Source organism: Microcoleus sp. PH2017_08_TRC_O_A (assembly GCF_020738665.1).
GTDB lineage: Bacteria > Cyanobacteriota > Cyanobacteriia > Cyanobacteriales > Microcoleaceae > Microcoleus.
Map to the genome: position 1 here is coordinate 1 of NZ_JAEQCE010000031.1, position 15996 is coordinate 15996.

The 15996-nt window shown below is 46.1% G+C and carries 8 protein-coding genes; 6 read left to right on the forward strand and 2 right to left on the reverse strand.

What is annotated here, in order from left to right; all coding sequences use genetic code 11:
* Window positions 1-456 precede the first annotated feature (456 nt).
* Window positions 457-2214, reverse strand: coding sequence for a DNA repair protein RecN (gene recN / locus JGK22_RS12665; protein WP_293312985.1), 1758 nt, complete (start codon window positions 2212-2214; stop codon window positions 457-459).
* Between the two features lie 12 nt (window positions 2215-2226).
* Between recN and JGK22_RS12670 the strand changes: the two genes are divergently transcribed.
* Window positions 2227-3699 (forward strand): TAXI family TRAP transporter solute-binding subunit, encoded by a 1473-nt coding sequence (locus tag JGK22_RS12670; protein ID WP_293219254.1) that lies wholly within the window; start codon window positions 2227-2229, stop codon window positions 3697-3699.
* A 558-nt stretch (window positions 3700-4257) separates the two neighbouring features.
* On the opposite strand, the gene ruvB is transcribed toward JGK22_RS12670, so the two are convergent.
* Window positions 4258-5358 (reverse strand): Holliday junction branch migration DNA helicase RuvB, encoded by a 1101-nt coding sequence (ruvB, locus tag JGK22_RS12675; RefSeq protein WP_293196652.1) that lies wholly within the window; start codon window positions 5356-5358, stop codon window positions 4258-4260.
* Between the two features lie 71 nt (window positions 5359-5429).
* On the opposite strand from ruvB, the gene JGK22_RS12680 reads away from it, so the two are divergent.
* The 5 genes from JGK22_RS12680 to JGK22_RS12700 all read left to right on the forward strand — a co-directional run bounded on the left by JGK22_RS12680 (window position 5430) and on the right by JGK22_RS12700 (window position 15899).
* Window positions 5430-5969 carry a hypothetical protein gene (locus JGK22_RS12680; protein WP_293312987.1) on the forward strand — a complete coding sequence of 180 codons (540 nt, stop codon included), beginning with the start codon at window positions 5430-5432 and terminating at the stop codon, window positions 5967-5969.
* Between the two features lie 326 nt (window positions 5970-6295).
* On the forward strand, window positions 6296-7102 hold the full coding sequence (locus tag JGK22_RS12685; RefSeq protein WP_293183358.1) for an ABC transporter permease: 807 nt from the start codon (window positions 6296-6298) through the stop codon (window positions 7100-7102).
* Between the two features lie 308 nt (window positions 7103-7410).
* Entirely contained in the window at window positions 7411-8823 is a 1413-nt protein-coding gene (locus JGK22_RS12690) for an ABC transporter ATP-binding protein (RefSeq protein ID WP_293183314.1), read from the forward strand.
* Between the two features lie 15 nt (window positions 8824-8838).
* Complete coding sequence (locus tag JGK22_RS12695) at window positions 8839-10359, forward strand: class I SAM-dependent methyltransferase (protein ID WP_293183316.1); 1521 nt, start codon at window positions 8839-8841, stop codon at window positions 10357-10359.
* A 176-nt stretch (window positions 10360-10535) separates the two neighbouring features.
* Window positions 10536-15899: a glycosyltransferase gene (locus JGK22_RS12700; protein ID WP_293313002.1), complete on the forward strand. Its 5364-nt coding sequence runs from the start codon at window positions 10536-10538 to the stop codon at window positions 15897-15899.
* Window positions 15900-15996 lie beyond the last annotated feature (97 nt).

The window sequence follows — 15996 nt, forward strand, 5'->3', positions numbered from 1 at the left end:
TGTGGCTGAAGCCGCGCACTCGCTCCAAGGCGACTGAAGTCGCTAATCGGCTAGACCCCAGCCTTAAAAGGACGGGGCTTGCGCCTCGTTTTTCGGTCATTTTCAGTGTAACCTCCGACTCGGAAAAAAAGTCCGCCTTTTGACCCCCCGATCGCCTGGAGGATCAGATTAGGCTTTGAAGAACTGAGTTTGACGCCGTTCGATCGTCGGTTGTCAGTTGCAGTTTTTTTGCAGTTTTGGGCATTGAAACTGGTTTTTTAAATCTCCATATTTCCTTCAAACCGTTTGGGAGACTCGGAACGGTGAGTAAAAGAAGAGCAAGAAGACTTTCGTTATCTATCGCGATGAAGTCAGAAGACATACACAGCAAGCTCGATCGCGATTCATATTTTACGTCAAGTAAAGGTGGATTTACTGACAAGACTATTTTTGATTGGTGATTCGGGAGCAATGCTGCTACTTTGAGGGTTTGGCCGACTGACTTTGGCGCAATCCGGCGGCTTCGACGAGTAGTGATTCGGCAAAGGCGATCGCCTCATGGGCCGATCGACCGCTGGCGAGTTGGGCGAGCTCTTCCCGGCGCTGCTGGCTGTTGAGGACTGCAACTCTGACTACAGTTCGTTCGCCCGGTTCGGAGTTGGCTGCTTCGCCGATACTTGATTCTGCTGCGATCGTCTGTTTGTTGACGCGAAAATGACAATCAGCCATCGCGGCGATTAGCGGCTGGTGGGTGACGCACAAAACTTGGTGTTTGTCGGAGAGTTGATAGAGCTTTTTGGCGATCGCACCGGCGACTCTCCCGGAGACTCCGGCATCGATTTCGTCAAAAATTAGGGTTCCGGCGCTTTCAATTTGGGAAAAACAGGCTTTGATGGCGAGTAGAAAGCGGCTCATTTCTCCCCCGGAGGCGATCGCCCCTAAAGGTTGCAGCGGTTCCCCCGGGTTGGGGCTGAAACAAAAGGCAATTTGGTCAGCACCGGTGGCGGTTGGGCTACAGGGCGAGATCTCGACTTGAAATTGGACTTTTTCCATAGCTAAGGGCTTAAGTTCTCCCACGAGGTGGGTTTCGAGTTTCAGGGCTGCTTCGCGCCGCAGGATGGTGAGGTGGCTGCAAGCGTCTTTTAATTGCTCTAGAGCAGTCTGATATGCGAGTTCTAAGGCTTCCATTGACTCGCCTCCTTCTAAAAGTTCGTTTAGTTCGTTTTGGATGCTGTGGTAGTAGGCGATCGCTTCTGAGAGCTGCCCGTATTTGCGGCAAATTTGTTTGAGTTCGCGAATCCGATCTTCTACTTCTTCGAGTCTTTCGGGATCTGCTTCTAATTGTTCGCCGTAGCTGCTAATTTGGCTGCTGGCTTCTGTGGCTTGAGCTAGGGCGTCGCTGACCATTTCTAAAATTGGTTGCAACTGGACATCGTAGACTACCATGTCGTTTAAAATTTCCTCGGCTTTGCTCAACAAGTCGGCGGCTGAGGCGCTATCGCCGTCGTTTTGGTAAAGGGCCTGGTGAACTCGGTAACTCTGCTGCTGCAATTCGACGACGTGGCCGAGGCGGATTGATTCTTGTTCTAGCTGTTCGAGTTCCCCGCCGTCTTCGATGTGGGCTTCGCTAAGTTCTCGGACTTGGTATTCTAATAAATCCAGTCTTTGCAGCCGCTGTTGTTCCGACTGACGCCTGCGGTTGAGGGCTGTTTTGGCGCTGGCAGCCCCCAGCCACGCGGTGCTGGTTGTCGATCGCGCTTGAGTGAGTTTTTTACCACCGTACAAATCCAGCCATTCTCGCTGGAGAGTTTCTTGGCCGAGGTGGACGGTTTGGCCTTGGGCCGTAATTTCCACAAGCCGATCGCGCAGTTGCTCCATTAACTGGCGGTTGACGAGAATTCCGTTCAAACGCGATCGACTCCGCAAAGCACCGCTAGATACGTTAATTTCCCGGCTGCAAACGGCTAAATTGCCATCTATGGGTTCGATTTCTTGCTCGAAGAGCCACTTGGCGGCGGATGAGTCTAATTCAAAGGTAGCTTCCAATATTGCCCGCGTTGCTCCGGTGCGAATCGATCGGCGATCGACTTTCCCGCCCAAAACTACATCGATCGCATCTAAGATAATCGATTTTCCAGCCCCGGTTTCCCCTGTAAATACGTTCAAACTCGGGCCAAAGTCTAGATCCAGGCGGTCAATTAGGGCAAAGTTTTCTATTCTGAGGGATAGTAACATGGGGAATTGGGAATGGGGAATTGGGAATGGGGAATGGGGCATAGGGAATGGGGAATGGGGCATTGGGAATGGGGCCCGCGCAGGGCATTGACTCCTCCCCTATCGGGCGCGTCGAATTTCCCGAGTCTTCTTTTGATTTTCAACTACAATACTTGTAATTTTGCCATTATCGATCGAGTCTCAACATCAATGCAAAGTAAATTACTGCTGCCCGTTGCTCTCTTAAGCTTTGTCCTGATTGGAGCTTTTGGCTGGAAGCTTCACCAAGACAAGGAGCGAGTCTATCAATTAACACTGGCCACGGGAACAAAAACTGGGAATTATTACCCTTTCGGACAGGCACTTGCTGATGTCGTCGTGAAACACAATCCGCGCATCCGCATTCAAGTTATTGAAACTCAAGGTGCTGAGGAAAATATGCGGAAGCTTGAGTCGAATGAGGCTCAGTTAGCGATCGTACAAAACGATACGGCTGCGGTACCTTCTGCTCGGGTAATAGCTTCGTTGTTTAAGGAAGTTTTTCATTTAATTGTTTCCGAACAGTCGGGAATTAAAAGTATTTCGGATTTAAAAGGCAAACATATTGCACTGATGGCAAGAGGCAGTGGTTCTTACAGTTCTTTTTGGTTGATGAGCGAACATTATGGTTTAAAAGAAACCGATTTTATGTTTACTCCAAATTCTTGGACAGAGGCTAGTAAATTATTTAGTAATGGGGAGGTTGATGCTATTTTTAGGGTACTGCCTCCCGGCAGCGATCTGGTTAGAAACTTGCTGCAAAATACGCAGGGAAAGCTAGTACAGATCGACCAAGGATCTGCCATGAAAATAAAGTTGCCTTATTTGGAAGCCGATATGATTCCTAAGGGTACTTACAAAGCCGATCCGGCTGTTCCCGATGCAGATTTGGCGACCGTGGGAGTGCAGGCTACTCTGTTGGCCCGGAAGGATGTCGATCCGGAGATCGTGCGGGAAATTACGCGGATTGTGTTCGAGTACCGCCGCAATTTGGTAGCTGCTAATTCGCTGGCGGCAATGATTAGTCAGCCTGGAGCAAATGGGGGTTTGGCTTTGCCCCTACATGAGGGCGCTCAGGCTTATTACGATCGCGAAAAGCCGGATTTTTGGGCTGCTAATTCCGATCTTATGGCTTTATATTTATCTATCGGAACGCTTTTCGCCTCTTGGGTTTGGCAGTTGCGCTCGCGCTTTGTAGAAAAACAAAAAAATCAAGCCGATCAGTTTAATTTGGCGATTTTAAGTTTGATTCAAAAAATTCGTCAAGCGAAAACTTCGCATGAAATTCATTTCTTGCAAGAAGAGTTATTTGAGATTTTTAACCAGGTGATTGTAGATTTGGACGAAGATCGGATTGATTCTGATTCTTTTCAATCTTTTACTTTTACTTGGGAAACTGCTATAAGAATTGCGCGCGAGCGAGAAAAGATGTTGCGGGAGTTGCGTCTGGCTTCGGATAGTGTGTAATTGATTGTGATAGACATATAGCCTTTACCAAAAAGATGAGGTATGTTGTTGGGCTTAAGCCCCAAGAGCGCTAAAGCGCAACTACGTACCAAGAAAGGTATGTTGTTGGGCTTAAGCCCCAAGAGCGCTAAAGCGCAGAAAGGTATGTTGTTGGGCTTAAGCCCCAAGAGCGCTAAAGCGCAACTACGTACCAAGAAAGGTATGTTGTTGGGCTTAAGCCCTCTTAAAATTTGTTAGATAGCAAGTTATATCAATTTCGGTTGTACTGTCAGGTGATGTTGAATGTTAACTGTTGACTGCTAATTGTTTACGGTTTAAAGAATACCGATGCAACCGGAAACGATATAATGTATCAATCAACAACATGACGAGTTTCGTGCAGGGCTTTGTGATAGAATTTTCAGTGATGATTGAGAATTGCCTTTCCTGATGCACTGTAGCGCTGTTTGTCAGGTGCGTCGCTGTAAGATTATCGATATTTCTTTGGGAATTTTCGAGGGCGACGCACCCTACGACTGTTCCATCGCAATTATTTAAGCACGCTCCATCTAACGCACCCTACAATAATTTAGGTGAGACAAAACCTAGGTGTTTCCAAGCAGCGGCTGTGGCAATTCTACCCCGACTTGTTCGCTGCAAAAATCCGATTTGCATTAAATAAGGTTCGTACACATCCTCAATTGTTTGAGTGTCTTCTCCTGTAGAAGCTGCGAGGGTTTCTAAACCCACGGGGCCGCCGTTAAAGTTTTCGATCATTGCTGTCAAAAGAGACCGATCTGTCCAATCCAAACCTAGCGGATCGACGTTGAACAATTCGAGGGCGACGGAGGCAACTTCGGCATTGATTGGCTTTAAATTTTTGACTTCGCTGTAGTCTCTGACTCGGCGCAGCAAACGGTTGGCAATCCGGGGTGTTCCGCGAGCGCGGCGGGCAATTTCTTCGGCTCCTTCTGGGGTGATTTGAGTGTCAAGAACTTGGGCGGTTCTTTGGACAATTAGACTAAGTTCGTCTATTTCGTAATATCGCAGTCTTTGGATCAAGCCGAAGCGATCGCGCAATGGAGATGTCAGCGACCCAACTTTGGTGGTGGCGCCTACTAAGGTAAAGGGTTTCAGCGGAATGCTGCGGATTTTGGCGCTTTTTCCTTGACCGATCGTAATATCTAAGCGGCAGTCTTCCATCGCCGGATACAGGATTTCTTCTGTAACTTTCGATAATCGGTGAATTTCGTCGATAAACAGCACGTCGCCTGCTTTCAGGTTGATTAGCAATCCGACAATATCTCGCGGTTTTTCGAGGGCTGGGGCTGTGGTGATTTTGCATTCTACTTCCATTTCTGCGGCTAGAATTAGCGACATTGTGGTTTTGCCCAATCCCGGCGGGCCGTAGAGTAACAGGTGATCCATCGGTTCGCCGCGGGATTTGGCTGCTGCAATTGCGATCGCCAAAACTTCTCTCAAGTCTTTTTGCCCGATATATTCAGCTAACCGCTGGGGCCGGATTTTGTCTTCTTGTTTGCTGTTGATTTCGTCGGGTAGTTCTTGCGATTCTAGTAGCGATTCCGTCTCGGGTTTGGCGGCTTTTTTCCGGGGTGCCGGGGCTATGTCTTCGGGTAGATTTGGGTCGGGTGGTTGTTGTTTGGAGGAGATAATTGCCATAGTTATTTGCGATCGGGCAATGGGAATTGTTTACAATTGTGAGCGGAATCATTACCAGTATTGAGTTCGCTATGAGTATTCCATCTTCTTTATTAGCCTCGGAAAGCATAACTTTTGAGGGGGCGATCGAGCTGACTCAATCTTTACTAGCCCAAATTGAAGCCGATAGACTTTCAGAGGCCCAGATCGAGCAAGCAGTGGCCTCTCTGGTGAAAACTAAGAACGGTGCTCGGGGTTTTTTTGTTACTTATCTGACGGACGAGGGACAGGTGGCAGACAGGCCTTCACCCGGAGCGATCGAGGCGCTGCGATCGGCTCCTGAGATCGTAGCAGAACTGCTGGTGAAAAATTTAGCGATGTCGTCGGCGATGGTTGTCTATCATTCGCGCCATCAAAGCGAGGAAAGAGCCGCGGGTTCTGCTAGAGTGCAGGGGCGATCGCACAATTTGATTCAAATCCTGCAAATGCCCGCCTGTAAAGCTGTAGCGTCCGAAATGCTGGAAAGTTTGCAGAATGCTAGCGGCGAGTACGAGGAATTTTTTGAACGGTGGGGCTACGACGACGAGCAAAAACTGGCGATACGTTCAGCAGTGAGTCAGGCGATCGGCTAAAGTAGACCTCTAGCAAAAATAGCTAGGATGGGCTACAGTCCCGATCAAAAAATTGATTAAAAGGACTTTTGCAATTTTGTCTCTTATTTTCTTCAGTCTGCGGAGGCAGACTTCGTTTGTCTAGACGCGGTTTCAACCGCCGAGTCCGATCTTTGCCAGCAGATGCTTGATCAAAGCGGCGGGGCTGTGGAATAATTGCGGTTTAGCAAAAGCTGCACAATCGTAGCTGGAGTTGATTTAGGTGTGAAGGTTAGTGAACGAGGGCGAAAAAATTGCTGAGAACGGTGAAAGGAGTTGCCCAAAAAGCCCGATCGGCTCGCGGCAGGATGCCCGCAAGCAGCCAACGGTGGACGAAGCTGCATCTACTGACAACATTGGTGCGCCGGGACTTGGAAGCTCAATACAAAGGTTCGATTCTGGGCAATTTGTGGCCGCTGCTGAATCAGCTATCGCAATTGGTGATTTACACTTATGTATTCTCGATCGTCCTCAAGGTCAAGCTCCAACTTGCAGGGTTCCCCGAAAACAGTGACATTACCTTTGGAGTCTGGCTGTTTGCAGGTTTATTGCCTTGGAGTGCCTTCACCAGCGGTTTGATTAAATCGGGAGTATCCGTGGTTGGGCAGCCAAATTTAGTCAAAAAAGTGGTATTTCCCCTCGGTTTGCTGCCGCTAGTGCCGATTTTGACCGCTTTTATTGAAAGTTCTCTCGGTTTAGCAGCTTTGATTTTGATCGTAGCAGTGTCCACGCAAAAGCTCAACGCTACTTTATTCTTGCTACCACTGGTTTGGGCGCCTCAGTTGCTGCTAACAGCGGGCTTGGGATATTTGACAGCGGGCTTGACAGTGTTTTTGCGAGACATTCCTCAGACATTAGGTGTTATTCTAAATTTTTGGTTTTATTTGACGCCGATCGTCTATCCAGCATCAATCATCCCCGAAGAATGGCGAGCGTGGATATTTTGGCTCAATCCAATGGCCGCCATCTCCGAGATTTACCGAGATCTGATACTGCTTGGAGAAGTCAAGCATTGGGGTGAATGGGGTGTCGCCACCCTGATTTCTGCTGCTATATTTTGTGCAGGTTTTGCAGTTTACCGCCGTTTGCGCCCCGCTTTTGCTGACGTGCTTTGACAGTTGACAGTTGACAGTTGACAGTTGACAGTTGAGGGCGACCTCTACCTGGAAGTCCGAGGATTCGAGTAATGAATCGTCTTTTTTTGATTTCTCCCTACAAGGGTTCCGGCTTTAAACCAATTTCTCCTGGTAAACTTATTTGAGATCGCAAGTCAATCTAAAATCTAAAATTCCAATAAAGGTTTGTAGTGAGGACTCGCATTCCTCATAAAAATCTGAGGACTAAAGTCCTCACTACAAACCTATTTTTAGTGAGATCGGACATAATATCAATCTAAAATCTAAAATCTAAAATCTAAAATCGGATGACAGAAAATGTAATTTCACTAAAAAATGTTTCTAAATGCTTTAAGCGATACGATCGTCCAGGAGACCGCTTAAAAGAAATTATTTACCCCAGCAAAAAACTCGCTGACGAATTTTGGGCTCTCCACGACATCAATCTGGAAATTCCTCAAGGACAAACTCTAGGAATTGTCGGCCGCAACGGTTCGGGAAAAAGCACTCTTTTGCAAATAATTGTGGGGACGCTGACGCCCACCACCGGCAGCGTGGATGTGAAAGGACGAATTTCCGCTTTGTTGGAACTTGGAAGCGGATTTAACCCGGAATTTACCGGGCGGCAAAATGTATTCTTCAACGCTCAAATACTGGGATTCAGTCAAAAAGAAACTGAAGCAAAGTTTGACGAAATAGCTGCTTTTGCTGATATTGGAGATTTCATCGAACAGCCAGTCAAAACTTATTCCAGCGGTATGTTTGTCAGGCTGGCTTTTGCTGTTGCGACTAGCGTCGAACCGGATATTTTGGTGGTTGACGAAGCACTTTCGGTAGGCGACGAAGCTTTTCAGCGCAAGTGTTTTGCCCGCTTGCAAAGCATTCAAGAAGGTGGCGGCACGATTTTATTTGTCTCTCACGCTGCTACTTCGGTGGTGCAACTTTGTACGTCAGCAATTTTAATGGATAGCGGAGAATTGCTGCTCGCTCACACGCCGAAGGTGGTAATTTCTAAGTATCAAAAGTTGATCTATGCAGATCCAGATAAAGTATTGGGGCTGAAGTCAGATATTCGATCGCTAAATCAACTCACAAAGCAAGAAAGTGACAACAATCTTCAGGATGCTAATTTAGAAAGCACAAAGACGGAGGTGAAACCCGAGCAATATCACTCGAAATCCCAGGAACATTATGATGAATTTTACGATCCGGGGATGATACCGTCGAATACGGTGAGGTATCCGTCTCGCGGAGCGGAAATTATCAACCCCCACATCGAGACTCGGTCGGGAACTGTGGTAAATCACTTGATTGGTCGTCAAGATTATGTTTACACTTACTCTGTCACTTTCTCGCGGTCAACTTCCAAGGTGAGGTTTGGAATGTTGATTAAAACGATTAGCGGTTTTGAGTTAGCTGGTGCTTCTTTAAAGGCTTCCAGTCAGTCCGTTAGATATGTGGAAGCGGGAACGACAATTGTCGTGAAGTTTCAGTTTAAATGTTTGCTAAATCCTGGGGTTTATTTTTTGAATGCGGGGGTTGTGGGAACGGTAGATGAGGATTTAACTTATCTGGATCGCTGCGTTGATGTGGCGATGTTTAGAGTTCAGTCTTGTACTGAGTCCTGCGGTAACGGCATCGTTGACTTGCTGATCGAACCGTGTTTAACTGTTGTTAATTCTGATTCTCTGGTGAAAAAGGCGTCAACCGAAGTCATCTAAAATTCTGTGAAAACAATGAGCGAGAGCAATTTAGATTTAGTCCAAAATCCGGTAATCGAAGCATTTATTCGAGAGCAAACTAAGTTTCCCGAAGATTTTAAACTAAATATCTGCGAAAACGATGAAATGTATTTGTTTGCGTTGAGCAATGTCAAGGACGATCGCGATCGGGCTTTGGTGCGCTATTATTCGCTGGGGCGCCGCATCTTGGATACTGTTAAACAGGTTGTGGATTGGCATTTTGGCAGTTTTGAGAATGTACCGTCTTTTCTAGATTTTGCCTGCGGTTACGGTAGATTTACACGGTTTTTGATTCAGGAAATACCGCCGGAACAAGTTTGGGTTTCTGATATTTATGCTAATGCGGTTAAGTTTCAAACTGAATACTTCGGCGTTAGCGGTATTGTTTCGACTGGAAAACCAGAAAATTATTTAATCGATCGCAAATTTGACTGCATTCTGGCTAATTCTTTTTTCAGCCATATGCCGGAAAGAACTTTTACAAGTTGGTTGCAAAATTTGTACGATTTGTTGACTCCTAACGGTATTTTGATGTTCAGCGTTCACGATGAGTGTTTGCGAGCTCCTAATGTAGAAATGCCTGCTAATGGTATTCTGTTCAGCGCCCTCAGCGAAAGTCAGTCTTTAGATAAGGAGGAATACGGCACAACTTATGTAACTGAAAAGTTTGTCAGAGAAGTTGTCGATAAAGTTAGCGCAGGTAAGGCTTTTGTTCACCGCATCGAAAAAGGTATATGCAGGTTTCAGGATTTGTATGTTGTCACAAATCAACTATCTAGAGATTTTTCGGAGTTGAAATTCAATCAGCACCCGGAAGGATATGTTGATGTTGCTGCTTTTACAAATAAGGAGAATTTGTATCTGGAAGGATGGGCGGCAGATCTGAATGGCGGCGGTAAAATTGAGGATTTGCAAGTGCTGGTAAACGGTGAGTTTGTGCAGAGGTGCGAGCCTTTTTACGATCGCCCGGATGTGGCCGGACACTTTGAAACTGATGTGGCTTTGCAGTCGGGTTGGAACTGTTATTTACCGAAAAACTCTGTGGCGCCGCAGGATGTGTTAACCGTTAAAGCAATCAATAACTACGGTTTGACATGGATTTTGGAAACTTGCACTGTGCAATCGCTGGTAAGGCAAAAGCAATCGCGGTCTTTGTTGGGGTCTACTCAACTCAAACTTCAATTGGTTGAAACTCAGCTAGCTGGGGCTAAGATAGAATGGGAGCAAAGTCAAAGTAAGTTAATGATTACTGAAACTCAGTTAGAAGAATCTCATACTAAGTTGGAAGAAACTCAAAATCAATTAATTTCAGTTCACTCGCAGTTGGAACAAACTCAAAGTCAGTTAGTGTCTCTGCAAATGCAGTTGGAGAAGACTGAAAATCAGTTGATGAATGTCAAGCAAGAACTAGAGAAATCGCAATGTCGAGTTGTGGCGATGGAAAGTAGCAAGTTCTGGAAGCTGAGAAGCACGTGGTTTCAAGTCAGGCGAGCGCTCGGTTTAGCGGGAGAATAAGACAAGACCATTTTAGATTTTGGATTTTGGATTTTGGATTTTAGATTGTGGATTGGAGATTGGAGATTGGGAGAGATGAGGGACTAAGTGTTGGGATATTACCTATAAGTTGCATTTTGGGCTAAATCGTGTAGCGAGTAAAAATGGTGTGGGAATTAGGGCGAGGGAGAGAAATTGTGAATATGAATGACAGCAAACCGTCGGTTTTTATTGTTACTGGAATGCACCGTTCCGGTACATCTTTAACGGCTTCTTTGTTTCAGAAAGTCGGAGTTGATATTGGCAAACAGTTGGTGGGCCCGGCGGTGGGAAATGTGAAAGGTCATTTCGAGAATGTTGATTTTGTTGAGTTTCACAAGAGTGTTTTACGATCGCACGGCATAGATGAACTCGGCTGTACGTTTGAACAAACGATTTCGGTAGCAGCGTCAGATGTGGAAATTGCCAAACGGGCGATCGCGCAAAACCAACAAACTGACAACCATTGGGGCTGGAAAGACCCGCGAACCGCCCTGTTTTGGGATTTTTGGCTAAATTTGCTTCCCACAGCCAATTTCATCTGCGTTTATCGATCGCCCTGGGAAGTCGTCGATTCGCTGTACCGCCGGGGAACCGATGTCAGCTTGCTGCAAAACCCCGAAATGGCAGTAAAAATGTGGATTCACTACAACCAAAAAGTCTTAGAATTGTCCGAACGTTTTCCCGATCGCTGTCTGTTGGCCAACGTTTACCCGATCGGCAACACTCCGGAATTTTTTATCGATCGAGTCAACGACAAATTTAACGTTAACTTAGGTGCGATACCTGCCGACAATTTTGAAGAATCTTTATTAGTAAATGATATTGTCAAAAGTCATAGGCCGAGTTTAATAGAACAATATTTTCCCGAAGCCTTAGAACTATATCAAGTTTTGGAAACCCAAGCTGGCAATCTGGGCAGCGAATCGAATTCTGCCAGCGATAAAATTATTCATTTTCCAGCATCTTCTATCGGGCCTTTTGAAGATTGGCTAAAAATCCGCTTGCTGGAAAAACAGCAAAAAACCAGCAATTCCGAAATCAAACAGTGGCAAGAAGAATTTCACCAAGCCCAGGCGAAAGTGTTGGGATTGGAGGCAGAATTAGGAGAAACTCAAGTACAACTTGCAGGCAAAGAATCAAATTTTCAAGAAGCTTTAGCAAAACTGCTCGGATTAGAAACAGAATTAGGACAAACTCAGGCACAGCTTGCCGGTCAAGAATCGCAATTTCAAGAAGCTTTAGCAAAAGTCCTGAAGTTAGAAACAGAATTAGGACAAACTCAGGTACAACTTGCAGGCAAAGAATCACAATTTCAAACAGCTTTAGCAAAAGTCTTGGAATTAGAAGCAGAATTAGGACAAACTCAGGTACAGCTTGCCGGCAAAGAATCGCAATTTCAAACAGCTTTAGCAAAAGTCTTGGAATTAGAAGCAGAATTAGGGAAGAGTCAGGTAAAATACGAAGAAAAAGAATTCAAATTGGAGCAAAAGTTAGCTGAGTTACTGTGGTTGGAAACAATACAGAGTCAAACTCAGGAAAAATTAAATGAAAGTCGGGAAGACTTAGAAAAATCGCGCCAGGAAACAGAAAGAGTGCGGGCAGAAATTGAGGCAATCAAGTCTTCTGACTGGTGGCAAATCCGAGAAAATTTGTGGGGTTTTAGGCGCCGAATCCGTGACCTCTTCCCGAAATATATTTTTTCGTTAGACCAACCCACTACTTGGCAAATTAGCGATTCTAATTTACTAATCGTGGGCTGGGTATTTAACACAAAAATTGAGATTAAAGCAGTGCGCGCCCGAATTGATGACAAAATATTTTCGGGCGTTTACGGCATAGAAAGAAGCGATATAGCGATAGCACATTCTAATATTCCGGCTGCGAGGAAAGCGGGTTTTACTATTGAATTGCAAGCGCCTGCCGGACGGCACGAAGTGGTACTAGAAGCCCAAGAAGCAGGCGGAAATTGGCATCTCTTGGCAACTTATCCGCTGTTGGTTTCAACAATTCAAGCATCGTTAGATGTACCCGTGGTGTGGGAACAGCGTCAGGGTCAAATTTTGTTCGCAGGTTGGTGCTGTCACCACGATCGCAAAATTGCTAAATTAAGCTTTGTGTGCGGAGATATTTCTGTAGAATGCGCCTACGGTTTGCGGAGAAAAGATGTCGGCGAAGTGTTTCCCGACTGGGTTAACAGTTCGGAAAGCGGCTTTGAGGCACTTGTCGATTTGCCGCCAGGGGAATGGCAAGTTTCGCTGCAAGCTGAGTTAGATACCGAGGAAATTTTGTATTTTCAAGCGCCACAAATATTGACTGTGCGGCGCTACCATATTTGGCAGCGAAGTGCTGATAAATTTGAGGAGTTTTCGAGTTTTGTAGAGGCAATCCGGCAGCGGGCTAGGGAGAGAAAACAGCGTCTGGGCAGAATTGTGCCGATGCCTTGGGAAATTGTCAAGGTGATGCGCCAGTTGGGGAAGATTTACCAACAGCAAAAACAGTTGACTGCGCCGGGGGATTTGCTACCGCCTGCGGGTTTTGTGGTGCCGAAACCGATTGATAGGTATGACGCTTGGTTGGAGGTGAATCAGTGGAATAGTCGATCGCGCGATTACTTGATCTCTCGGTTAAAATCCTGTGGGGAAGCGCTGCCCAAGATTTCGGTGGTCATGCCAGTGTACAATCCGCAGATAGATTTTCTCGAAAGTGCGATCGACAGTGTAATCAATCAAGTCTATCAAAACTGGGAACTCTGCATCGCTGACGATCGCAGTACCGACGCCACAGTTGCTGACACCTTGAAAAATTGGGCCGAAAAGGACGATCGTATCTGCATACAATTTCGCACAGAAAACGGCAACATCAGCGCCGCAACTAACAGCGCAGCCGCCCTCGCCACAGGCGACATCATCCTATTTTTAGACAACGACGACGAACTAACTCCCGACGCCCTAGGCGAAGTAGCGCTATATTTTGCCACCCATCCAACCACCGATTTTCTCTACTCAGACGACGACAAAATCGACACCAAAGGTCGCCGTTTCGCCCCACAATTCAAACCGCAATGGTCGCCAGAACTGCTGCTTTCCTATATGTATCTCGGTCATTTGTGCGCCGTCAGAAAACAGATTTTTGAAGAAATAGGTGGCTTGCGCCTCGGTTTTGAAGGCTCGCAAGATTACGATTTTGCCTTAAGAGCAACCGAAATTTGTCGCCACGTCGCGCACCTGCCTCTAGTGCTGTATCATTGGCGAACTGCACCCGGTTCTACAGCCATATCTGGGGCCGCAAAACCCGCCAGTTTTGGCGCAGGTCAAAAAGCAATCCAAGATGCACTAAACCGCCGACAAATTAATGGCAATGTCGCTCAGCACGCCTGGGCTACCAAAGAAAATTTGGGCATCTTTGCCCAAGATTTCCCGGATGACGGCCCGTCAGTAACGGTAATTATTCCTACTAAAAATCAGGTGAAATTGCTGAAAGCCTGTCTAGATTCTCTGGAAACTACAACCTACAAAAACTTTCAAATTGCTGTCATAGATAATGAAAGCGACGATCCGAAAACTCTAGAATATTTAAAGCAATTAACTTGCCAAGTTTTGCGAATCAAAAATCCTGGTGGCAAGTTTAGTTTTGCAGCAATCAACAACCGCGCCGTCGAGAAAGTTGACAGCGAATATGTATTGTTTTTGAACAACGATACTGAAGCAATCAACCCGCGCTGGCTGAGTCAAATGGTGGGATACGCTCAAATTCGCGGCGTTGGTGCAGTCGGCGCGCGACTGTTATATCCCGACGGTAGAATTCAGCACGCGGGAGTAATTCACGGCCTCCATCACGGTTTGGCCGGTCACGCTTTTAAGCTGATGGATAAGGAGAATCGAGGCTATCTTTCTCAAGCGATGGTAACGCGAAATTACTCGGCAGTAACTGCTGCTTGCACGATTACTCCCCGTCAATTGTTCTTAGAATTGGGCGGCTTTGATGAGGATGATTTTGCTGTTGCTTACAATGATGTCGATTACGGATATCGATTGTTAGAACGGGGTTATCGGTGCGTGTATTGTCCCGATGCGGAGTTGTTGCACAAGGAGGGAACTTCGAGAGGTTTTACTGACAATCCTCAAGAAGTTGCGGCTTTTCGGCGCAAGTATGCGGGGAAAAATGACAGCTTTTACAGTCCTCATTTGTCTTTAGAAGATGAGTATTTTCATATTCAACCCCGACGGGTTTTTATGAAAGGAGAGGGAAAGAAGAAGGAAGAAGGAAGAGGGAAGAAGGAAGAAGAAAGAGGGAAAAAGGAAGAGGGTTATACATTGGAAGTTTCGGATTCTGGTTTGTTGGTAGCCAATACAAACAATTCTATTCATCCTCTTAAGGTTTTGATGTGCAGCAATTCGCTGGATTTTACGGGGGCACCGCTGCATCAGTACGAAATTGCGGTGAAATTGGCGGCTGAGGGTGTGATTTTGCCGATCGTACTTTGCACGACAGACGGCCCCCTGCGCCAAGCTTACGAACAACAGGGAATTGAAGTCATTGTACGCGACAATCCCCTCGAACACATCTACCAGCGCGATGCTTACGATGAAGCTATCCGGAGTTTTAGTAAGGAAATTGAAAGTTTAAAAGTAGATGCAATTTATGCCAATACTTTAGAAAACTTCTTTGTAGTTGATGCGGCGCGAGAAATCGGAGTTCCGGCGGTGTGGAACGTGCACGAAAGCGAACCTTGGCAAACTTATTTTAACAGGTTTGGCTCGGAGATTGCGGCGAGAGCTTTGGAGTGTTTCCGCTTTCCTTACAAGGTGATTTTTGTGGCGGATGCAACGCGTGACAGGTATTTGCCTCTCAACAGCCACCACAATTTTACAGTGATTCACAACGGCTTAGATTTGAGCAAACTGGAAAATTCCGAGAATTCTGAAGACGCTAGAAACACTTTAGGTGTGGCAGCGGAAGATGTGGTATTGTTGCTGCTGGGAACCGTCTGCGAACGTAAAGGCCAGCAAGATTTAGTTCAAGCACTTTCACTTTTGCCTGAAAAATGGCACAATAAGATTAGGTGTTTCATTGTGGGCGATCGGCCGAGTATTTACAGCAATAAATTAGCCGATATGGTGAACGCATTGCCGGAAGAGTTGCGACAAAGGGTGACAGTAGTCCCGGAAACCGGGGAACCAGGAAAATATTACAAAGCGGCGGATATTTTTGTTTGCACTTCTCGTGTCGAAAGTTTTCCGAGAGTGATTTTGGAAGCGATGGCCTGCGATTTACCAATTATTACATCGCCAGTCTTTGGAATTAAGGAACAAGTGAGGCCGGGAATTAACGGTTTGTTTTATACGCCCGATCGTCCGGATCAATTACTTGCAGCTTTGATTAGTTTGTTGGAGGATAAATCTTTGCGCCAGCAGTTAGCTGGAAATGCTAAATATGTCTTGGATTCACTCAATACTTTTGAGGAGATGACTCAAGCTTATGCAGACATTTTCTGCGAAGCATATTTCAGCAGTCATTAATGATGGGCCAAACAGGTCATTGGCCAAACAGGTCATTGGCCAAACAGGTCATTGGGCAAACAGGGCATTGGTAGAACAGGTAATTGGTAATATCAAA